We start from the raw sequence: 20,572 nt of genomic DNA, 5'->3' as shown, positions 1-20,572 counted from the left end.
TAGTTTTGGTTTTATTTACGGCGCTATTTTCGAAATGAAACAGGTTTTTTATAAAAAAGTGTCGTGATTTGGAAACACAAAAAGGCGATTTTTTAGGAAATTAAACTCAGTTCGGCTTGAAATGAATTTTTAAGACTCAAAAATAGAATTATTTTCTTGTTAAACAACAGGTTACATAGATGATGTAAAGTTGGCACTGCCGTTGCTGTAAGAGCAGGGTAAAGTGAATTACCCACTTGTTTTGTCGGTCTGTGCTGTTGTTCAGTCAGGCTAAAATTAACCATAACATTCAATCGTTAACAGGAAAAAAATGATGAAGAAAATTCGTTTAATTTCAATGTTTATTATTTCATTAGGTGCTGCTGGAGCAGCAATGGGAGAATCTTCTCTTGATATGCTCTGGAAATCATTAAATGAGAATAAAGATGATGTTATCAGCGCCACTGAAGCGATCCATTCTATTAAGGTTCAAGAGCAGTGGAGTTTGTTAGACATTAATCAAGATGGGGTTTTAAGCTATAAAGAATTCGCTTTACTCGATTTAACGAAATAATCTCAGATATTGTTAATATTTTCGTTTTATATTTTTGTCTCTCCAAGATGTATTAAAAGTTGTTTTTACTAAGTTTCCTTAGTTAGTTCCTCAGGGTTGGGAGTCTTTCGACTCCCTTTTTTATGCCTTTCTGTTTCCTCTTCCCTCTTAAAAATGCCCAGGCCTGGCGGATTCTGATGCCCCCGGATTCTTATTAAGTCATTCTCTGTTTGACTCGTTCTATAAAGTTATTGAGGTATGCCTTGTTTTCTGAATTCCTATGAATCGCGGCGTAGAGGTTTGCCCATAACCCTTGTGCGCCAATTCGTATTCTTGGTAAATGTTGAAAATCTGGAAGGGTTTCCAGTAACCATTTGGGTAAAACGCAAACCCCTTTATGACCTTCCACCAGTTGTAACATCATCAGCGTCATTTCCGAGTGTCGTTCAGCGGCGGGTTGAATGCCTGCGGGGTTTAGAAAACGCTTAAAAATATCCAATTTTTCTCTTGGCACCGGGTAATGAATCAACGTTTGCTGACGAAAATCCTCCGGGCTGACCCATGACAATTCCGACAACGCATGTCCCACCGGAACCACCAATACCAACTCATAACTGAACAAGTCTTTAAACACAAGCTCAGGCATTGGAACGGGGTCCGACGTGACCACCAAATCCAGTTTCTGATGTTTCAGGTTCTGTAAGGCCGAATGATTGGCTGAGTTCGCCAGACTGTTGATGATGTCTAAATCCACGCCTTGCCATTCTTGTTGATAGGCACGCATCACCGGCAGTAACCACTCAAAACAGGTGTGACATTCCACCCCAATGAATAATCGCCCTTGTTCGCCTTTTTCCAGACTTCTTAAGGTGGTTTCCGCCTGATCCAGTTTCGGTAAGACATCTTGTGCGGTTTTTAATAAGATTTTGCCCGCAGACGTCCAAATCAATGGTGAGCTTTTTCGTTCGAACAGTTTTAAGTTTAAGCTCTGTTCCAGTTGTTTGATTTGATGAGAAAGGGCCGATTGGGTCATAAAAAGAGACGTGGCGGCTTTATTGACACTGCCTTCCTGTTGCAAAGCCTGTAGGGTTTTTAAATGTTTAAGTTCTATCATTATGAAATATGTTCATGTTAGGTTGAATATTATTCGTTTGTTTTCATATTGTCATCATTCTATCATCTTTTCTGTTTAAAGCATTGGATAAAAGAAAAGGACACAGCATGACAACGCATATCTTAGGTTACCCCCGTATCGGCGCCAAACGTGAACTCAAATTTGCTCTAGAAGCTTACTGGAAAGGTGAATCCAGCGAACAACGCTTATATGAGGTGGCCCAACACCTTCGCCAAACGCATTGGCAAACTCAGCTAGATGCGGGAATGGATTTATTACCGGTCAATGACTTTGCCTATTACGATCAGGTGCTGAATATGAGTACGCTGTTAGGAGTCATTCCAAAACGGTTTCGTCAAACGCCATATACGTTGGACGTGGCGTTTCGAATGGCACGTGGTCGTGCACCTTCGGATGATATGGTTAATTGCTGCGCAGGTCATGCCGACCCTTCGAGCGAACAGGCATCGAAAGCGGATTACGCTGGTGCAATGAAAAAATGGTTCGACACCAATTACCATTACATCGTGCCGGAGCTGGATGAAGATACAGAGTTCAAAATCACCGATACACGGCTGTTTGAAGAGGTGACCGAAGCCATTCAACTTACAGGCAAAGCAAAAAACATCAAACCGGTTTTGGTTGGTCCGGTAACGTATTTGTATTTGGCCGAAAACAAAGGCACTGCCATTCCTAAATTAAACCGTTTGCCAGCGTTGCTGGAGGTTTATTCCCAAATTTTGCAAAGACTGGCGGAACAAGGCATTGAATGGGTTCAAATTGACGAACCGATTCTAGTGTTGGATCTAAGCGATGATTGGCAAACAGCCTTTAAAGATGCCTATGAAAGCTTGACAGAAACACCGGTGAACATTTTGCTGGCGACCTACTTTGAAACCTTAGGCAACAACCTTGATCTGACTTGCCACCTTCCAGTGGCCGGGTTGCATTACGATGGGCTACGAGGAGCCCATCAATTAAAGGATGTGATTGCAAATTACCCTGCAGATAAGGTTCTATCACTTGGGGTGGTGGATGGCCGTAATATATGGAAAACCGATTTAACCGATGCGGCCCGACAATTAGAACCCGCCAAAACCAAATTCGGCGATCGGTTGTGGCTGGCACCCAGTTGTTCGTTACTGCATGTGCCGGTCAATCTGGAAGCGGAGGTCAATCTCAATCCCGAGTTGAAGAACTATTTGGCATTTGCCAAGCAAAAATTGGCAGAAATCAAATTGCTGGCCGATGCGGTGGACGGAAAAGCCAATGAAGAGGCGTTACAGATCAATCGCCAAGCGATTGAAGAAAAAGCGGCCTCCACGTTAATTCATGATGCTAAGGTACAAGCGCGAATCGCAACACTGGACAGTATCGCGTTGGATCGAGCGACAGCCTATGCCGAGCGTACGAAAGGACAAAAAGCCAAGTTCCAGTTGCCGCTTTTCCCGACCACCACCATTGGCTCTTTCCCGCAAACCCAGGCCATTCGTCAGGCAAGACGCCAATTCAAGCAGGGTGAGCTGTCTGAAACGCATTATATTGCCGCGATGCAAGCCGAAATTCATGAAGTGATTGAGCGACAGGAACGGATCGGGTTGGATGTGTTTGTGCACGGCGAGCCGGAACGCAATGACATGGTCGAATATTTCGGTGAACAGTTGGATGGCTATGCCTTCACTCAGTTCGGCTGGGTGCAGTCTTATGGATCGCGTTGTGTGAAACCGCCGATTATTTACGGCGATGTGTCTCGCCCGAAAGCGATGACCGTAAGTTGGTCGCAATATGCACAAAGCCAAACCGACAAAATCATGAAAGGGATGTTGACCGGTGCGGTCACTATGTTGCAATGGTCGTTTGTGCGTAATGATCAACCACGTGAAACCACCTGTAACCAAATCGCCTTGGCGCTGCGAGACGAAGTGCTGGATTTGGAAGCCGCTGGCATTGAGATGATTCAAATTGATGAGGCCGCTTTGCGAGAAGGCCTGCCATTAAAACAATCGGATTGGGCCGACTATCTACGTTGGGCGGTGAACAGCTTTAGGCTGACCACGTCAGGTGTGAAAGACACCACCCAAATCCACACCCACATGTGTTATTCCGAGTTTAATGACATTATCGACGCGGTGGCGAAGATGGATGCCGATGTCATTACCATCGAAACATCCAAATCGCAGATGAAGCTGTTGGATGCGTTTGTGGATTTTGATTATCCGAATGAAATCGGGCCGGGCGTGTATGACATTCACTCACCGAATATTCCCACGGTGGAGCAGATGGTGAACTTGATTCAAAAAGCGGCTGAAAACATTCCGGTGGAGCGTTTGTGGGTGAACCCGGATTGCGGGTTAAAAACCCGGGGCTGGTCAGAAACCGAACCGGCGCTAACCCATATGGTGGACGCCGCTAAGGTGCTCAGAAAGCAATTTGAAAAACAAATTAAACGTGCATGATAGCTTTAATAGCTTTTTAACACGCTTAATAAAAAACCACCAGGCCTGGTCTTTTTTAGAGTAGAATTAAAACATTCATTTGAAAAGAATCTTTAAGCTCTATTCAGGCAAGGAGGTCTGTGTGTTCTTTTTTGATCGTGCTTTTCGTTCGTTCTTCCTTGGCGGAAGCCTTTTTGCAGTCGTGGCCATGCTGGTTTGGTGGTTAAATTATCCACAGTCTTCGTCTTCTTTTTCCGGGGTGTCGCCGATGTTGTGGCACGCGCATGAAATGGTGTTTGGGTATGCCTTGGCGACGGTGACCGGGTTTTTATTGACCGCCGTGATGAATTGGACGCGATCGGACTCGGCATCCGGTGTGTCGTTGATGGGGGTGTTTTTACTGTGGTTGAGTGCGCGCATCGGGTTTCTTTGGGGAGCGCCGTTGGAGGCAATCATGGCATTGGATATGCTGTTTAACCTGGGCTTGTTTGTGCATTTTGCGTGGCCGGTTTATCGTCGAAAATTATGGGCACAAGCGGGCTTGGCGGCCAAATTCTTGTTGTTGATCTTCGCGAATGGTGTCTTTTACGCTGGGGCATTAGGTTGGCTCGACCATGCGGCTTTATGTGGCGTGGTGCTGGGTCTGTTTTTGGTGTTGGCTATTAATCTCACTATGATGCGTCGTTTAATTCCTTTTTTTACAGAAAAAGCTTTGGGGCTGGCAGAGCGCCCAAACAGCAATCTTTTGGATCAATTGGCATTGGTCGGGTTCTTGGCGTTGATGGTTGCGGCGACATTTTTCCCGACACATTGGTTTACGACGGTGATTGCATGGCCACTGGCTGCGGTGCATCTGCTTCGATTTAAAGCTTGGTATCATCCTAAAGTATGGTCGGTTGTTTTGCTGTGGCCGTTGCATTTTTCCTATGGGTTTATGATTTTCGGCATGGTGCTTTACGGGTTTGCAGGATTGGACTGGCTGGCGCCTTCTCTTGCCTTGCATGCACTGGCTGCGGGTGGAATTGGGCTGTTATGTTCTTCGATGATGGCTCGCATTTCATTAGGCCATACCAACCGTAATGTGTTTGATCCGCCGAAAGCCGTGTTTTGGGTCTTTGGTATTTTAGCGGTGGCCGCTATTGTGCGAGTTGTGTTACCTATAGTGGATATGAGTCATTATGTTTTATGGATGCATTTCAGTCAGCTGGGTTGGGTGGTCGCGTTTGGGTTATTGACGGTTTTATATGTACCGATTCTGGCGCGTCCAAGCCCAGAAAAAGATACGGGCATTCGATTGTAAAACAGTCAGGCCTGGTCGTTTTTACGGTGAAATAGCTTCGTTTAAAAGTTTGTCTAGCTTGGTTTCTAATGTGTCGTAATACTTTAACAGTTGTTGCATGGCTTTGATGTCAAAGCTTTCCGAGGCTTCAAGCAGTTGGGTGGCGTAAGCTTTTAAGGTTTTGGAGTCGTATTGGTCGGCAATCGCATCGCAAGTTTGAGCAAACTGTTGAATCTCTTCAATGTTATTGGTTTTTAAAATGGTTTTTTGGGTGGGCGACAGTTTGTCCTGAATGACTTGTAAAAATTGCGGCGCGTTTGCTCTGGCTTTGTCAGACAAAACTTCACTGGGTTCAGAGAACTCCGGTGTCGGGGTTAAGGTTTCGTATGGCAGATATTTTTTCAAAATATTGAATAAATCTGCTTTAAAAACCGGCTTACGTAAGTAATCATCAAAGTGTTGCCGTTTAGTTTTATCAGGCGTTTCTGTCATCACGGAGGCCGTTAATGCCACAATGGGCGTATTGGGCGATTGTTTTTTGATGATTTCTGCTGCTTGGTAGCCGTTCATTACTGGCATTCTCAAATCCATCAAAATTAATGAGATGGATTTTTCTGCATTGAAACAATTTAGGGCTTCTTCACCATTTTCAGCTTCATAGACCGTTACATCCTTATCAGCAAAGTTTTGTTTGATTAAGGCACGGTTGTCCTCGACATCATCCACCACAAGAATGGTGGACGGATGGAATTCAATCAACTGGGGTGGTTGAGTTTTCGTCTGGGACGGTTCACTTTGGTTGGTGGCTGAGATATCTACATGATGGATTAAAAGGTTGAAGGTTGTCCCTTCTCCAAGAGTACTTTCCACCCAGATTTCCCCGCCCATCATGTCCACTAGACGTTGGGTGATCGCCAACCCAAGACCGGTGCCACCAAACTTTTGTACGTCTTGATTTTCACGCTGTTCAAATACATTAAAAATGCGGGTTTGTTGGTCTTGTGGAATGCCGATACCGGTGTCGGAAACTTGAATCAAAATATCCGTCTTGCTGTGATGTTCGTCCACATTACAGGCCGAAACCTTGAGTTTGACATACCCTTGTTCGGTAAATTTAACGGCATTTCCCAGTAGATTGAACAGTATTTGACGCAGACGAACGCCATCTAATAACAGGGCTTCAGGAAGGGCCTCATCGATATCAATTAAAAAATCGAGACCTTTCCTTTGGATGTTAATCATGAAAATCTGTCCAATTTCTTCAAATAAGCTGTGTGGGTTGACGGCTTTTTTATCTAGATCCATTTTGCCAGCCTCAATTTTAGACAAGTCGAGGATGTCGTTGATTAAGGTTAACAGGGTTTTTCCAGCGGCTTGTATGGTACGTATATAGCGTTTTAATCGAGGCTCGGTCACCTGTTCATTCAGTAATTCGGTAAAGCCGATAATGGCGTTCATCGGGGTGCGGATTTCATGGCTCATATTCGCTAAAAACTGTGACTTGGTTTGGCTAGCCGATTCGGCTTGTTCTTTAGCTTCCTGGAGTTGGTTTTCAAATGCAATCCGTTCGGTTAGGTCAATGGCAAGACTGAGGTAAGCCGGTTGTTGGTTGAAGTGTATCGGTAGGACCGACAACATCATTTTACGTGGAACACCGTTGGCATCTTTCATTGAAATGATTTTCTGGTGAATTTGTTTGCCAGCTTTCAGCGCTTTGAGTATTTGTTGGCGTTCTTCTGGGTCAGAATAAAAATGGCTAGAGTTTAATGCAGATAAATCCTCAAAATTGAGTTGGTAATTCTGCAATGTTTGTCTGTTGGCCGATAAGAATTTTCCTTGGTGGTTGGTCACCATAATCATTAGTGGGATGCTATCAATCAGATCTTGTAATTGGGTTTCATTTTCTTTGAGGCGTTTTTCTGCTTGCAAGCGTTGTTTGACTTCTTTTGTGAGACGCCGATTCCAAAAGAAGATGAGCCCGATGACAACCAGCAAGAAACTGAAAACCTGGAAGAATAAAGCGTAATCAAATTTACTGGCAAATTCGATTTTAGTCCATTGATTTAAAATACCAGAGCCGTGCTCTTCTGTAATCGCTGGCATGGATTTTTGCAAGATGGAGAAGAGTTCCGGATGGCGTTTATTGACGAATAAGGTGAATTGCTTTTCGATGTCGGTTTTCCCGACGATTTTCAAAGCTGTGTAGTGGTTCTTTTTGATTAAATAACTGGCCTTTGCGAGCGAGACCACGGCGGCTTCGGCTTTATTGAACGCCACGGCTTCTAGAGCACTTTTGGCATCCGGCCAGACTTTAAAGTGTTGTTTGGGGTATTGTTTAAAAAACTGTTTTGAGGTGGCATCGTTATTCGCTAAAGCGATGGTCTCTACCTGCAATTGATGTAATGTATTGACAAAGGTATCATGATTTTTCATCACAATCACCATGGGGGTTGTTAGGTAGGGGGGAATAGGACGGTATTGTGATAAGAGTTCGGTGGTATTGATTTCAGCAGAGATGATGTCAACAGGGTTTTGATGGATAGCCGCCAAGGTGTCAGGCCAGCTTTTGTAAGCTTTAGGAATGACGTGTAAGGGCAGGTGAGATTCGAGAGAACGGATAAAGTCCGACACAATACCTTGATGTTGAAGTGTTTGATTACTTTTTTTGAAGGCTTCATAAGGCAGGTTATTTGGGTAGCCGGTAAAGCTAACTTGTGTATGTTGGTTCAGCCAGGTTTTTTCGGTGTGCGTCAAAGAGATACTGGTTTGGTCTGGGGTAATGGTGAGCCATTTTTGTTCGATGGTTTTACGTTCTTGTGGCGTGATGCTGGATAAAGCTTTATTGATGATGCTGGTAAGCTCAGGAGCGGTATCACGTATCATAAAATGAAGTGACTGATTCGTTTGCTTGGCTGGCGCTAAGGGTTCAATTGTGTTGATACCCGATTTGGCCAAAATGTAGGAGACAACAGCATAGTTTTCATATAAGACTTGTGCTTTATTTTGAATAACGGCATTGATGGCATCATTCAGGGTTTCGGTTTGCAGTATCGTTATGTTAGGAAACCGTTGTTTGATGAAATCAATATGAAGATACCCTTTCGGCATTGCGAGGGTCACGTTCTTAAGGTCATCAAGAGATGACGCTTTTAGGTCATGTCGAACAAAGAAGTAGGTTAAAGGGTTGTAATAGGGAGTGCTGAATTTGGCATATGAAGTTCTTTCTGCAGAAAAATAGGCCGCGGGTAGCATGTCAACTTGCTGTTTTTTCAGCAAGGTCAGGTTTTGTTCCCAAGGGTGAATTTCAATATGAAAATTTAAGCCGGTTTTTTGTGTAATCAGCTTGAGATAGTCGTTGGCAATCCCTTGGTACGTGTTATTGGTGACAAAATCAAAAGGCGCCCAATCCGGTTCTCCTGCCACTTTGACAATCGGGTGGGCTTTTATCCAGGCAATTTCTGGTTTGGACAAATCAATGTAGTTGGTTGTTGATTTGAGGAACCATTTTTCAAGAATCGCGTTGCGCTCTTTTTGTGAAATTTCTTTGAGTGCCTTTTCGATGATGCTGAATAAGATAGGTTGATCTTTAGGAATGGCAATGGCGGTTTGGGTTTTGAAATCGTTGATTTTAGCGATGGCTTGGATATTGGTGAGATAGTTCTTTTTAATCAGATAAGTCGCTACCGCCATATTACCGATGTAAACGTCGGCTTTTCCGAAAGACACCGCTTCAAGGGCTTCAGCATTCGAATTGACCAGATACAGTGTCAGGTTGGGGTAGTTTTTCTTTAGCCATTCATGTACATAAGAGTCGCGATTGATGGTCACTTTTTGTGTGGTTATATCCTTGATGGTTTTTATGGATGTCACCGTGTTTTTGTTTTGCATGAAAATGCCTAGAGGCATGCTGGTATAAGGGGGTGAGAAGTATAGATATCGAGCTCTTTCAGGCGTTTTAACCGCACAGGCCAATCCATCTAGGGCACCATTTTTGGCTTGTTCTAAAATGGTTGACCAGACCCCGCTTTTTACCTTTATCTTTAACCCGGTGATTTCACGAATGCGTTCCAAAATATCCGCAGAAATGCCATTATGCCTTCCGGTGCTGTCTTCAAAATCATAAGGAGGCCAGTTATAGTCTGAACCTAGGGTGATTTGGGGATGATCTTCAATCCATTTTTGTTCAGTTGCGTTCAGCGTGAGAGCTTGCGCAGAGAAAGGCAATAAAGCGCTTAAAAGACAAAAAGCCGAGAGCTTATGTTTTAGCAATCGCCACAAATTCATCAAGATGCTCTGTGAAAATATCAATAAGTTGAGGGTCGAACTGCGTACCATTGTGTTCCAATATGTATTCTGTCGCAGCTTCGATTGGCCAAGCATCTTTATATTCACGCTTATGAGTTAAAGCATCAAACACATCAGCAATGGCGACGATTCGGGCATAAATATGGATATCTTCGCCTTTTAGGCCATTTGGATAACCACTGCCATTCCATTTTTCATGATGTTGTAGAGAAATAATAGCGGCGGATTTTATAAACTTTCGTTTCGAGAATCGAAGCATCTCGTAAGCCGATGTCGTATGTGTTTTGATGATATTAAATTCTTCGTCGGTTAACTTCCCAGGTTTGTGAAGAATGTCTAAAGGGATGGTGATTTTGCCAATATCATGCATTGGCGCGGCATGGTAAATGATGGTTTCGTCGTCAATAGACAAGCCTGGGTGATAGTGCGCTAGAAGCTTCGAATATTCCGCAACGCGACGAATGTGTTGACCTGTTTCATCTGAAGTGGCTTCCATCAGCTCTGTCAGGACAAAAATCATTTCTTTTTGGTTTTCTTCAAGCTCGGTTGTGTAGCGTTTTTCCCTGTGAGTCAGGTTTTCTTGTAAGGTTAGATTGTTTTGCTTTAACAGTTGTCTGCTGGCGTAAAGTTCCAAGTGGGTTTTCACTCGGGCAATCAGTTCTTCACCGTGGAAAGGTTTGGTGATGTAGTCGACCGCACCCAGTTTGAATCCCTTGCTGATGGCATCAATATCGATTTTGGCGGTTAAGAATATGACGGGAATGTCTTGTGTGCGAGCATTGGCTTTCAACCGACGGCAGGTTTCATAGCCATCCATTCTCGGCATCATGATGTCGAGCAGAATTAAATCAAACTCATTTTCATCAACCAGCCGGAGAGCCTCTTCGCCATCTGTGGCAAAGGAAAACTGATAGCCTTCTTCCCGCAGAATGCTCATGGCAACTTGAATGTTTTCTGAGATATCGTCAACAATTAGAATGTGGAAGCTCAAGTGCATTTTTCCCTCAGTCGGGTTATTCTTAGTTATTCTAGAATATCAAAAACTTAACGTTCCTGAAAGGAAAAATGTATGTATTTTTACTCAATGTTTATGGTGAGGTCGAAACGTGACCGTAAGCGCCTAAAATAGTGTTGATTTGGGTTTTTTGGGGGCGATAGCTTCTGGGGGCGTCTAGAGGGTCTCCAGTGCTCAGAGCCCCTGCACAAGTTAACCGCAGAATATCAGGTTGCTTTTTAGAGGATAGATATAAATGAACCACATCCATTGTTTCCGGAGGTTCGCTATCACCACCCAGCGACAACCTTACCCAGCTTGAATTGGCTAGAGTGGAACCGGTGTTTGGGAAGTAATCGGCATCATTCAATGCATAATAGACAGGATTGTTTTGTGCTGGAGCTTGAGAAGCAATTTCTTCCACATCGATTCGAACCTGAGTGATTTCGAAAGTGTCTGGCTGGATCGTTTGCGATTGGCTTTTAAGCGTTTTAATTTCCAAACGACAATGTTGATCATACTTTTCATAAGTGGATTGGCGTGTTGGCTTGCCATATTGAAAAAATACACGGGCATGATCAGGCGCAACCGTCACAGGTTTATGGAGTGTAAAGGTATCCCCGGCTTTTATGTCCATTCTGTTTCCAGAAGGGATTGAGGAACAAGAAGAAATCATGGTAACTGACAGGATCATCGCTGTCAGCATGAAGAATTTTTTGCGCATAACACCCTCCTTTTATGTGTCTTTTCAACATTATAGAAGAAATTAGCTGTTGAAATGTGAAATATAACAGCGGGTAACTATGTTATAATTATTGGCTTTTTAAAATGAATAGAATTTTTAAGAAGTTCAAGCAGTTAGCGGTTGAATGGATTAAATATCGGGATAGCGAATGGATAGCAAGATTACCAATTTTGATGTGATTGTTGTTGGTGGAGGCCATGCCGGCACTGAAGCGGCTTTGGCGGCGGCTCGAATGGGGGTTAGAACCCTATTGTTGACCGATAACATTGATACACTGGGGCAAATGTCTTGTAACCCTGCCATTGGTGGGATTGGTAAGGGGCATCTGGTAAAAGAGATTGATGCCTTAGGTGGTGCCATGGCAATGGCAATCGACGAATCCGGTATTCAATTCAGAACGTTAAATGCCTCTAAGGGCCCAGCAGTTCGAGCTACCCGAGCCCAAGCAGACCGGGTGTTATATCGTCAGGCGATTCGTATGCGTCTGGAAAATCAGGTGAATTTGACGATTTTCCAACAATCGGTAGAAGACTTGATTTTAGAAGGCGAGAAGGTTGTGGGCGCGGAAACCAAAATGGGGCTAAAATTCTATGCTCATCAGGTCGTGCTGACTGCTGGGACCTTTTTAGCCGGCCGTATTCATATCGGTTTACAAAATTATGAAGGCGGAAGAGCGGGTGATGCGCCTTCAAACCGGTTGGCGGCTAAACTCAGAGAATTGGCGTTGCCCGTTGGCCGTTTAAAAACTGGAACGCCTCCACGCATTGATGCAAGAACCGTCGATTTTGAAGCGATGCAGATTCAACCGGGTGATGACCCGATGCCGGTATTTTCTTATATGGGGAAAGTATCGATGCATCCGGAGCAAATGCCGTGTTATATCACCTATACCAATGAACAAACACATGACTTCATTCGAAGTTCATTAGATCAGTCCCCGATGTATTCCGATGCCGGTGAAATTGACAGTGTCGGGCCACGTTACTGTCCGTCGATTGAAGATAAGGTGATGCGTTTTTCAGAAAGAAATCAGCATCAGGTATTTATTGAACCGGAAGGCCTTACTTCGAACGAACTGTATCCGAATGGCATCTCGACCAGCTTACCTTTTGAAACCCAGATTCAAATCGTTCAGTCTATGAAGGGGTTGGAGAATGCCCGTATCATGCGTCCTGGCTATGCGATTGAGTATGATTATTTTGACCCGAGAGGGTTGAAGCCCACGTTGGAAACCCAAGCAATTCACGGGTTGTATTTTGCCGGGCAGATTAACGGTACCACCGGGTATGAAGAAGCGGCTGCGCAAGGTTTGTTGGCGGGGATGAATGCCGCCCGCCGTGCTCAGATGAAAGAACAGTGGTATCCACGCCGGGATGAAGCTTATATCGGTGTATTGGTGGATGATTTGATTACATTGGGAACCAGTGAGCCTTATCGGATGTTTACCTCTCGAGCAGAATATCGATTGATGTTACGTGAAGACAATGCAGACCAGCGTTTAACTGCCATTGGGCGTGAGTTCGGCTTGGTGGATGATGCAAGGTGGTTGTCGTTCGAAAGTAAGATGGAAACCATGGAAGCCGAGTTGGCCCGTCTCAAACAGACTTGGATCCACCCGAAACACGCGGAAGCGAAAAAAGCCGAAGCATTAATGGATTTACCGTTGAGCAAAGAGCAAACGTTATTCGATTTATTAAAGCGTCCGAAAGTCAGTTATGATGCATTAGCTACCATGGAGATGTTTGGCAATGCGGTGACCGATCCAACCCTTGTGGAGCAGATTGAAATCGAAGCCAAATATGCCGGTTACATTGCGCGTCAGCAAGAGGATATTGATAAATTGCGTCGTGCTGAAAATGTCGAAATTCCCGAAGCATTAGATTTGGATAAGATTTCAGGTTTATCGAATGAGGTGAAACAAAAATTACGCGACCATAAACCGGCTACGCTGGGGATGGCTTCGCGTATTTCGGGTGTCACGCCAGCCGCCGTTTCCTTGTTATTAATTTATATTAAAAAATTGCGCAAAACGTCGCAATCAGTTGGTTAGAGAACGTTGTGACAGAGAACGAAAAACACCTATATTTGACGCGACTTGAGGCAGCATCCGAGGGTTTCGGTTTACCTAAAAATGACCAGGCCTGGGTAAAATTACTCGATTACTTGGCATTATTGCAGAAGTGGAATAAAACCTATAATTTAACCGCTATCCGTGACGTGGATGAAATGTTTATCAAACATATTCTCGACAGTCTGAGCGTGGCGCCGCATATTGACAGCGAGCGTTTGATTGATGTCGGCACAGGAGGTGGCTTGCCGGGGATTCCGTTGGCGATTTTGTTTCCAGAGCGTCAAGTCGATTTATTAGATAGTAATAGTAAGAAAACCCGTTTTTTGGTTCAGGCCAAAGCCGAATTGGGATTGGAAAATGTAGAAGTGATTCATCATCGAGTAGAGGCGTATCACCCGGAGACTTTGTATGATGGTGTGGTTTCAAGAGCCTTTGCTTCCCTGGATGATATGCTCAACTGGACGCATCATCTTTTAAAGCCGCAAGGGTACTGGTGGGCAATGAAAGCACAAAAAACGCAAGATGAAGTCGCACAATTACCTAATTTTGCTAAAATGTCGCAAGTTTTTGAATTACACGTTCCCAGCTTAGACGCAGAGAGAACATTGATTAAAATCGAAAAGTGCCAGGAAACATAAATGGGTAGAATCATTGCAGTTGCGAATCAAAAAGGCGGCGTAGGCAAGACGACTTCAAGTGTTAATTTGTCCGCTGCTTTCGCACGTATGAATAAAAAAGTCCTAATGATTGATTTGGATCCGCAAGGCAATGCCACGGTTGCAATTGGTGTGGAAAAAGATGATTTGGATGTCTCCGCGTATGATGTATTAGTTGGGGAAACGAAGGCTCGAGATGCGGTTTTGGCAACGACTGTTGAAAACCTAGATTTAATTGCCGCTAATGGTGACTTGACTGCAGCTGAGGTGGAGTTGATTGAAGAGTCTAAAGGCCCTAAAAAGCTCCGTAAAGCGCTCAAAAAACTACGTGACAATTATGATGTGGTGCTGATTGACTGTCCGCCGACTTTGAATATGTTGACGTTGAACGCCTTGACCGCAGCCGATGGAATTTTAGTGCCGGTTCAGTGTGAATATTTTGCATTGGAGGGTCTGTCTGCATTGATGGATACGATTGAGGCAGTGCAGTCAGAATTGAATCCGGATTTGAGTATCGATGGCTTATTGAGAACCATGTATGACCGTCGTAATAATCTGGCGAATGATGTTTCAAGTGAACTGGTGGCCCATTTCGGGATGAAAGTCTTGCAGACGATAGTGCCTAGAAATGTTCGCTTGGCAGAGGCGCCAAGTTATGGTGAGTCGATTTTAGACTATGATTTAGGCTCAAACGGAGCGGTCGCCTACCTCGCTTTGGCAAATGAATTAATCAGAAAAACAAAAATGTAATTGGAATTAAAAATGGCAAAAAAACGATCTGGCATGGGAAAAAGAGGGGTGAATGCCTTAATTGGTGGAAAGCAGAAAGCGGATAGCAGTACTGCAGACTTGCGGGTCGATAAAGTCTCGATCAATCGTTTGGTGCCAGGGGAGTACCAACCTCGTCAGCAGTTTGGAGAAGAAGCTTTGCAGGAGCTGGCCGATTCCATACGCATTCAAGGCATTGTTCAGCCGATTGTGGTCAAAGCCATTGGCAATGATCAGTATGAAATCATTGCCGGTGAACGACGTTGGCGTGCCGCTCAAAAGGCTGGGCTGGAATTAGTACCTGTCGTGATTCGTAAAGCCGATAATCAAACAACTTTGGCAATGGCGTTGATTGAAAATATTCAGCGTGAAGATTTAAACCCGATTGAGACAGCATTAGGTTTGAAGCGATTGATGCAAGAGTTTGATTTGACCCAGCAAGCTGTTGCCGATGCGGTTGGGCGTTCTCGTGCTGCGGTGACAAATTTACTTCGGTTGTTGAAGCTGCCGGAAAGTATTCAGAATTGGCTGCATGATGGGAAATTGTCGATGGGACACGCACGCGCCATTATTACCTTGCCAGAAACCATTCAACTTGAAATGGCGGAGCAGGCGATTCTGAAAAACTGGACAGTCAGAGAGATTGAAGAAGCCGTGCAAAAAGTACTCATTCCTGCAGCGCAAAAACAGAAAAATAAACGTCCTGAATTGTCTGACCAGCTTCAAAAACATCAACAGTTTTTAGCTGAAAAAGTAGCGGCCAATGTTAAAATCTCTCAGAGTTCAAAAGGGCGTGGAAAAATTGAAATTGCCTATAAGTCTGAAGCTGAATTGAATCGAATTCTAGAAGAGTTAAGTAAATAGACGAACACCTTTTTTTTCAGCGAGTTTAGACATTATGAAACCGCATGGAATGCAAAAAAGAGGCAGGGTATATATAGTGGTCAATTTTTAATTGTATTCTATATGTTGTAGTTAAAAAAAATTTATTTGAATATCACTAGATTTTAAGGCAAGAAGCCGCTATTATTCCTGACCGTTTAACTTGAACCAATAATGTGTTCAAAGTAAGAATTCTGGAGCAATAGATTCGCGTGATGAATACTGAAAAAAAACCGGTTGAAAAATCATCGCGCAAACAGAAACCCGCGTTGAACTTTTTACTATTAAGTGCGGGTTCAATGTTTACTAGCATGATCGTCGCTGGTTTCCTGGTGGGGTATGTTTTTGATCTATTGTTCGGTACCATGCCGTTATTTTTATTGAGCTTTGGTGTGCTTGGCTTTATCGGTGGCATGATGAAAGTTCATAAGCTTTTGGGAAAGATGGATTTGTTGGATACGTCATCAAAAACAGAAGATACCCAAGTGAAGAGTAACGAAAAAAATGCAAGTGAATAACATGTCTCAAGCACTGAAAATACAAGGTGCTATTGGTTTAATTGCCATCGTGTTGTTTGCTATTCAAGGATCATTGTTGGCAGCGGTATACGGATTTATGATTGGTATAGTGAATGTTGTCATGCTTGGAAGCGCTTTTAATAAAGCGAACCTAAAAGCCAAAGATGATCCTAAGAGTGGAATACAGGTTTTATATTTGAGTGCAGTTATCAGATTCGTTCTGTTAGCTGTGTTATTTGTTTTGGGGCTGCAAGCTTTTGGATTAGAGCCAATGCCAGTTGTACTCACCTTTGTGGCGATGCAAATTGGACAGGTTTTTAATTTGAAGGGGAAACAGCGTTTGACTGACTAAGGAGAAGACCCTTGAGTGCTGAAAAAATGGGAACTGTCGAGTATATTCAACATCACTTGACAAACAACCACATTGGCGAAGGTTTTTGGACATTTAACCTCGATACCATCGTGGTGAGTTTTTTATTAGGTGCATTAATCGTTTTTGTTGCTGCGCGTTTAGGAAGACAATTAGAGTCTGGAACGCCTGGTGGCTTTCAAAATTTTGTTGAAAGTATTTTAGATTTCGTTTCAACGAATGTAAGAGATGCATTTCCTGGACACAATCCAATTATTGCCCCACTTGCATTGACTATCTTCCTATGGGTATGGTTGATGAACTTCATGGATTTAATCCCGGTTGATTTACTACCTTACTTGTATCAATTAGTTACCGGTGATCCACATGCGCATTTAAAAGTTGTTCCGACAACGGACCTAAATACAACTTTGGCGATGGCTTTCACGGTATTCGCATTGATTTTGTACTACAACATTAAAATTAAAGGTGTTGTTGGTTTCATTAAAATGTTTTTATTCCACCCTTTCGGTAAGTTCTTCATTCCTGTGAACGTTGTGATGACGCTTATCGAAGAGGTGTCAAAACCGCTTTCACTTGCTTTGCGTTTGTTCGGTAACATGTTCGCAGGTGAGTTGGTATTCCTACTAATCGCATTGATTGGTGGAACTTTGGCAGTGGGTGCCGCTGCCTTATTCTGGGCGCCACTACAAGCCGTACTGGATCTGGGATGGTTGATTTTCCACTTGTTGGTTATCACGCTTCAGGCCTTTATCTTTATGGTGTTAACAATTGTTTATCTTGGAATGGCTCATGAAGATGACGCCGAGATGGGTCACTGATCCGCTAGATAGATAATAAAAGGAATAGGGAGGGTCTTCGGACTCTTTCAAAAGGTTTAAGCGCACCTACCTACTTAGTTTCATTAGTCGAGACGACATTAGGTAAAAAGCTTTTTTAACTTTAACTTTAAACTTTAAGGAGTAATCTAAATGGAAGCTCAATTTATTGCGGACATTTACGCTGCTACAGCAATTGGTGTTGGTGTGATCTTGGCTGCTGCCGGTCTTGGTTCAGCTATCGGTTGGGGTCTAATTTGTTCTAAGACTCTAGAAGGTATTGCACGTCAACCAGAAATGCGTCCTGCATTAATGACTAACATGTTCATTTTCGCGGGTCTAATGGAATCTTTCCCATTCATTATCTTGGCATTTGCTATGTGGTTCCTATTTGCTAACCCATTCGTTGGAGCAATGCAAGCTGCTCTAGGTGCATAATCTAAGCGGTTTTCATAACCCCAAGAATTATTTTTAATAAACGAATGGCGAGGTAACCACTGTGAGTATTAACGCAACGCTTCTCATCCAGATCATTGCTTTTGTGCTATTGATTTGGTTTGTGAATAAAGTGCTGTGGGGGCCGCTTTCAAAGTTAATGGAAGACCGTCAAAAGAAAATCGCTGACGGACTTTCTGCCGCTGAGAAAGGTAAGCATGAACTTGAATTAGCTGAACAACGTGCTAAAGAAGTACTGAAAGAAGCTAAAGCTCAAGCTCAAAATGTGTTGAGTCAAGCAGAAAAAAGAGGTTCTGAGATCGTAGAAGATGCGAAAATCAAAGCCACTGAAGAAGCTGACCGCATTAAAGCTGCCGCCCAAGCAGAATTAGAGCAAGAAGTGAGTCGTGCAAGAGAAGATCTTCGTAAAGAAGTTTCAACTCTAGTTGTTTCTGGTGCAGAAAAAATTCTTAATAAAGAAGTTGATGCAGCAGCACATAACGACATGCTTGAAACCTTAGTAAAATCAATCTAAGGATAACTCTATGGCAGAATTAATAACAATTGCAAGACCGTACGCTGAAGCTGCTTTTGAAGTGGCTAAGGAAGAAGGTAAACTTGCAGAATGGTCAGAGCAGTTAGCTAACTTATCTGCCATTGCTTCGGATGAATCAATGACAGCATATATGGTTAACCCTTCTGTAACATCAGAAGACGTATTAAAACTTCTAGTTGATGTTATGGATTCAAATCTGAATTCTGAAGTTAAAAACCTTTTGACTGTTATGGCGGAAAACAAGCGTTTAGATGCATTATCAGAAGTTGCAGAAGTTTTCGAAGAATTGAAAGCAGCGGAAGATAAACGTGTTAGAGCGACTGTTATTTCAGCTAGAAAAGCGACAGTTGAGCAGAAGAAGAAATTAAGTGCTGCTTTAAATGCTAAGTTTGACGCTGAAGTTGAGATCACTTATGAAGAAGATGCAAGCTTGATCTCAGGCATTAAGATTAAAGTAGGTGACTGGGTCGTTGACGGTTCAGCACTTTCACAACTTAACAAACTTGGCGCAGCAATCGCCCAATAATGGAGAGGAACACACATGCAATTGAATGCCTCTGAAATCAGCAACCTAATCAAAGACCGTATTAAAGGGTTTGACGGTGCTGCAGAGTCTGGCAGTGAAGGAACGGTTGTCAGTATCGCTGACGGTATCGCTCTTATTCATGGCGTGTCAGATGTAATGTATGGTGAGATGGTTCAATTCGACGAAGCCACTTTCGGTATGGCGCTTAACCTTGAGCGTGATTCTGTAGGGGTTGTTGTACTAGGTGAATATGAGCACATCTCTGAAGGTGACAAGGTAACTTGTACCGGACGTATTTTAGAAGTACCAGTAGGTCCAGAACTGAATGGTCGTGTTGTTGACGGTTTAGGTCGTCCAATCGACGGTAAAGGTTCAATTGACGCGAAAGTCACTTCACCAATCGAACGTATCGCACCGGGTGTTATCGAGCGTCAATCAGTTGATGAGCCAATGATGACAGGTATCAAGTCAATTGACTCGATGATTCCTGTTGGGCGTGGTCAGCGTGAGTTGATTATCGGTGACCGTCAAACGGGTAAAACTGCGATTGCAATCGATGCGATCATTTCACAGAAAAATACTGGCGTGAAATGTATCTACGTTGCAATGGGCCAAAAAGCATCAACAGTTAACAATGTTGCACGTAAGCTTGAAGAGTATGGTGCGATGGATAACACGGTTATCGTTGCGGCAAATGCTTCAGATCCAGCTGCTCTGCAATATTTAGCTGCTTATGCGGGTTGTGCGATGGGTGAATACTATCGTGACCGCGGTGAAGATGCGTTAATCATCTATGATGACTTAACTAAGCAAGCTCAAGCATATCGTCAAATTTCATTGTTACTTCGTCGTCCACCAGGACGTGAAGCATTCCCTGGTGATGTATTCTATCTACATTCACGTCTACTAGAGCGTGCTGCTCGTGTAAACGCTGACTATGTTGAGAAGTTTACGAACGGTGAAGTCAAAGGTAAAACTGGTTCATTAACAGCCTTACCGATTATTGAAACACAAGCGGGTGACGTATCTGCATTCGTACCGACTAACGTAATTTCGATTACAGATGGTCAGATCTTCCTTGAAACAGGTTTGTTCTCTCAAGGTATCCGTCCTGCTGTTAATGCGGGTCTATCAGTATCACGTGTTGGTGGTTCTGCACAGACTAAAGCAATCAAGAAATTAGGTGGTGGTATCCGTCTAGATTTGGCTCAGTATCGTGAATTAGCAGCATTTGCTCAGTTCGCATCTGATCTTGATCCTGCGACAAAAGCACAGTTAGAGCGTGGTAAGCGCGTAACTGAGTTAATGAAGCAGATGCAGTATTCACCTTTATCTATCGCTGAGATGGCTGTATCTTTATACGCTGCAAACGAAGGGTACCTAGACGATGTTGAAGTCGAAAAAGTACTAGATTTCGAAGCGGCTTTACATGCCTATCTAAATTCTAACAATGCTGACTTGGCTGCGAAGATTAATGCTAAAGGTGACTGGAATGATGAAATCATTTCAGAAGTTAAAGCAATGATCGATGCTTTTAAAGCAAACGGCGTTTATTAAGAAGGGGTAGG

General features: G+C 43.5%; 18 protein-coding genes. 14 read left to right on the top strand and 4 right to left on the bottom strand.

Annotated elements, in window-relative coordinates; translation table 11 throughout:
- The first annotated feature begins 310 nt into the window (after positions 1 to 310).
- Positions 311 to 553: a hypothetical protein gene (locus tag GHNINEIG_RS11565; protein WP_011371595.1), complete on the top strand. Its 243-nt coding sequence runs from the start codon at positions 311 to 313 to the stop codon at positions 551 to 553.
- 193 nt (positions 554 to 746) lie between these two features.
- Here GHNINEIG_RS11565 and GHNINEIG_RS11560 read toward each other — a convergent pair whose 3' ends face one another.
- Entirely contained in the window at positions 747 to 1,646 is a 900-nt protein-coding gene (locus GHNINEIG_RS11560; protein WP_135796776.1) for a LysR family transcriptional regulator, read from the bottom strand.
- A 107-nt stretch (positions 1,647 to 1,753) separates the two neighbouring features.
- Here GHNINEIG_RS11560 and metE point away from each other — a divergent pair, with 107 nt between their 5' ends.
- Both metE and GHNINEIG_RS11550 read left to right on the top strand, forming a co-directional pair.
- Positions 1,754 to 4,102, top strand: coding sequence for a 5-methyltetrahydropteroyltriglutamate--homocysteine S-methyltransferase (metE, locus tag GHNINEIG_RS11555; protein ID WP_135796775.1), 2,349 nt, complete (start codon positions 1,754 to 1,756; stop codon positions 4,100 to 4,102).
- A 121-nt stretch (positions 4,103 to 4,223) separates the two neighbouring features.
- Positions 4,224 to 5,381, top strand: a complete 1,158-nt coding sequence (locus GHNINEIG_RS11550) for an NnrS family protein (RefSeq protein ID WP_189636890.1) — start codon at positions 4,224 to 4,226, stop codon at positions 5,379 to 5,381.
- A gap of 21 nt (positions 5,382 to 5,402) precedes the next feature.
- On the opposite strand, the gene GHNINEIG_RS11545 is transcribed toward GHNINEIG_RS11550, so the two are convergent.
- The 3 genes from GHNINEIG_RS11545 to GHNINEIG_RS11535 all read right to left on the bottom strand — a co-directional run bounded on the left by GHNINEIG_RS11545 (position 5,403) and on the right by GHNINEIG_RS11535 (position 11,383).
- The gene (locus GHNINEIG_RS11545; RefSeq protein ID WP_223260969.1) at positions 5,403 to 9,644 is read right to left on the bottom strand and encodes a transporter substrate-binding domain-containing protein; all 4,242 of its coding nucleotides are present in this window, start codon (positions 9,642 to 9,644) and stop codon (positions 5,403 to 5,405) included.
- A complete protein-coding gene (locus GHNINEIG_RS11540; RefSeq protein WP_135796772.1) occupies positions 9,616 to 10,662 on the bottom strand; it encodes an HD domain-containing phosphohydrolase in 1,047 nt (348 codons plus the stop codon). The genes GHNINEIG_RS11545 and GHNINEIG_RS11540 overlap by 29 nt, the downstream gene beginning before the upstream one ends.
- A 91-nt stretch (positions 10,663 to 10,753) precedes the next feature.
- Positions 10,754 to 11,383, bottom strand: coding sequence for a hypothetical protein (locus tag GHNINEIG_RS11535; protein WP_135796771.1), 630 nt, complete (start codon positions 11,381 to 11,383; stop codon positions 10,754 to 10,756).
- A 169-nt stretch (positions 11,384 to 11,552) separates the two neighbouring features.
- Here GHNINEIG_RS11535 and mnmG point away from each other — a divergent pair, with 169 nt between their 5' ends.
- The 11 genes from mnmG to atpA all read left to right on the top strand — a co-directional run bounded on the left by mnmG (position 11,553) and on the right by atpA (position 20,561).
- A complete protein-coding gene (gene mnmG / locus GHNINEIG_RS11530) occupies positions 11,553 to 13,454 on the top strand; it encodes a tRNA uridine-5-carboxymethylaminomethyl(34) synthesis enzyme MnmG (RefSeq protein WP_135796770.1) in 1,902 nt (633 codons plus the stop codon).
- A gap of 8 nt (positions 13,455 to 13,462) precedes the next feature.
- Entirely contained in the window at positions 13,463 to 14,113 is a 651-nt protein-coding gene (rsmG, locus tag GHNINEIG_RS11525) for a 16S rRNA (guanine(527)-N(7))-methyltransferase RsmG (protein ID WP_135796769.1), read from the top strand.
- Complete coding sequence (locus tag GHNINEIG_RS11520; RefSeq protein WP_135796768.1) at positions 14,114 to 14,881, top strand: ParA family protein; 768 nt, start codon at positions 14,114 to 14,116, stop codon at positions 14,879 to 14,881.
- Between the two features lie 12 nt (positions 14,882 to 14,893).
- Complete coding sequence (locus GHNINEIG_RS11515) at positions 14,894 to 15,763, top strand: ParB/RepB/Spo0J family partition protein (protein WP_135796767.1); 870 nt, start codon at positions 14,894 to 14,896, stop codon at positions 15,761 to 15,763.
- Between the two features lie 233 nt (positions 15,764 to 15,996).
- Positions 15,997 to 16,299, top strand: a complete 303-nt coding sequence (locus GHNINEIG_RS11510) for an AtpZ/AtpI family protein (protein WP_135796766.1) — start codon at positions 15,997 to 15,999, stop codon at positions 16,297 to 16,299.
- 1 nt (position 16,300) lies between these two features.
- On the top strand, positions 16,301 to 16,651 hold the full coding sequence (locus GHNINEIG_RS11505; RefSeq protein ID WP_135796765.1) for an ATP synthase subunit I: 351 nt from the start codon (positions 16,301 to 16,303) through the stop codon (positions 16,649 to 16,651).
- A gap of 11 nt (positions 16,652 to 16,662) precedes the next feature.
- A complete protein-coding gene (gene atpB / locus GHNINEIG_RS11500; RefSeq protein ID WP_135796764.1) occupies positions 16,663 to 17,490 on the top strand; it encodes a F0F1 ATP synthase subunit A in 828 nt (275 codons plus the stop codon).
- Positions 17,491 to 17,640: 150 nt separating this feature from the next.
- Positions 17,641 to 17,925 (top strand): F0F1 ATP synthase subunit C, encoded by a 285-nt coding sequence (gene atpE / locus GHNINEIG_RS11495; RefSeq protein WP_011371579.1) that lies wholly within the window; start codon positions 17,641 to 17,643, stop codon positions 17,923 to 17,925.
- Positions 17,926 to 17,986: 61 nt separating this feature from the next.
- Positions 17,987 to 18,457, top strand: coding sequence for a F0F1 ATP synthase subunit B (locus tag GHNINEIG_RS11490; protein WP_011371578.1), 471 nt, complete (start codon positions 17,987 to 17,989; stop codon positions 18,455 to 18,457).
- A gap of 10 nt (positions 18,458 to 18,467) precedes the next feature.
- On the top strand, positions 18,468 to 19,004 hold the full coding sequence (locus GHNINEIG_RS11485) for a F0F1 ATP synthase subunit delta (RefSeq protein ID WP_135796763.1): 537 nt from the start codon (positions 18,468 to 18,470) through the stop codon (positions 19,002 to 19,004).
- Between the two features lie 15 nt (positions 19,005 to 19,019).
- The gene (gene atpA, locus GHNINEIG_RS11480; RefSeq protein ID WP_135796762.1) at positions 19,020 to 20,561 is read left to right on the top strand and encodes a F0F1 ATP synthase subunit alpha; all 1,542 of its coding nucleotides are present in this window, start codon (positions 19,020 to 19,022) and stop codon (positions 20,559 to 20,561) included.
- Positions 20,562 to 20,572: the final 11 nt, after the last annotated feature.

The organism is Hydrogenovibrio crunogenus (assembly GCF_004786015.1).
Classification (GTDB): Bacteria; Pseudomonadota; Gammaproteobacteria; order Thiomicrospirales; family Thiomicrospiraceae; genus Hydrogenovibrio; species Hydrogenovibrio crunogenus.
The sequence above is the reverse complement of the archived record's forward strand: the minus strand, read 5'-3'. Positions and strand labels throughout refer to the sequence as shown.

Bases quoted from the DNA above. Each gene is read 5' to 3' on its own strand.
- GHNINEIG_RS11510 (WP_135796766.1), top strand. From the start codon at position 15,997: ATGAATACTGAAAAAAAACCGGTTGAAAAATCATCGCGCAAACAGAAA.
- GHNINEIG_RS11565 (WP_011371595.1), top strand. From the start codon at position 311: ATGATGAAGAAAATTCGTTTAATTTCAATGTTTATTATTTCATTAGGT.
- atpA (WP_135796762.1), top strand. From the start codon at position 19,020: ATGCAATTGAATGCCTCTGAAATCAGCAACCTAATCAAAGACCGTATT.
- GHNINEIG_RS11515 (WP_135796767.1), top strand. From the start codon at position 14,894: ATGGCAAAAAAACGATCTGGCATGGGAAAAAGAGGGGTGAATGCCTTA.
- metE (WP_135796775.1), top strand. From the start codon at position 1,754: ATGACAACGCATATCTTAGGTTACCCCCGTATCGGCGCCAAACGTGAA.
- GHNINEIG_RS11535 (WP_135796771.1), bottom strand. From the start codon at position 11,383: ATGCGCAAAAAATTCTTCATGCTGACAGCGATGATCCTGTCAGTTACC.
- GHNINEIG_RS11505 (WP_135796765.1), top strand. From the start codon at position 16,301: ATGTCTCAAGCACTGAAAATACAAGGTGCTATTGGTTTAATTGCCATC.
- GHNINEIG_RS11540 (WP_135796772.1), bottom strand. From the start codon at position 10,662: ATGCACTTGAGCTTCCACATTCTAATTGTTGACGATATCTCAGAAAAC.
- atpE (WP_011371579.1), top strand. From the start codon at position 17,641: ATGGAAGCTCAATTTATTGCGGACATTTACGCTGCTACAGCAATTGGT.
- GHNINEIG_RS11520 (WP_135796768.1), top strand. From the start codon at position 14,114: ATGGGTAGAATCATTGCAGTTGCGAATCAAAAAGGCGGCGTAGGCAAG.
- GHNINEIG_RS11560 (WP_135796776.1), bottom strand. From the start codon at position 1,646: ATGATAGAACTTAAACATTTAAAAACCCTACAGGCTTTGCAACAGGAA.
- mnmG (WP_135796770.1), top strand. From the start codon at position 11,553: ATGGATAGCAAGATTACCAATTTTGATGTGATTGTTGTTGGTGGAGGC.
- GHNINEIG_RS11545 (WP_223260969.1), bottom strand. From the start codon at position 9,644: ATGAATTTGTGGCGATTGCTAAAACATAAGCTCTCGGCTTTTTGTCTT.
- GHNINEIG_RS11485 (WP_135796763.1), top strand. From the start codon at position 18,468: ATGGCAGAATTAATAACAATTGCAAGACCGTACGCTGAAGCTGCTTTT.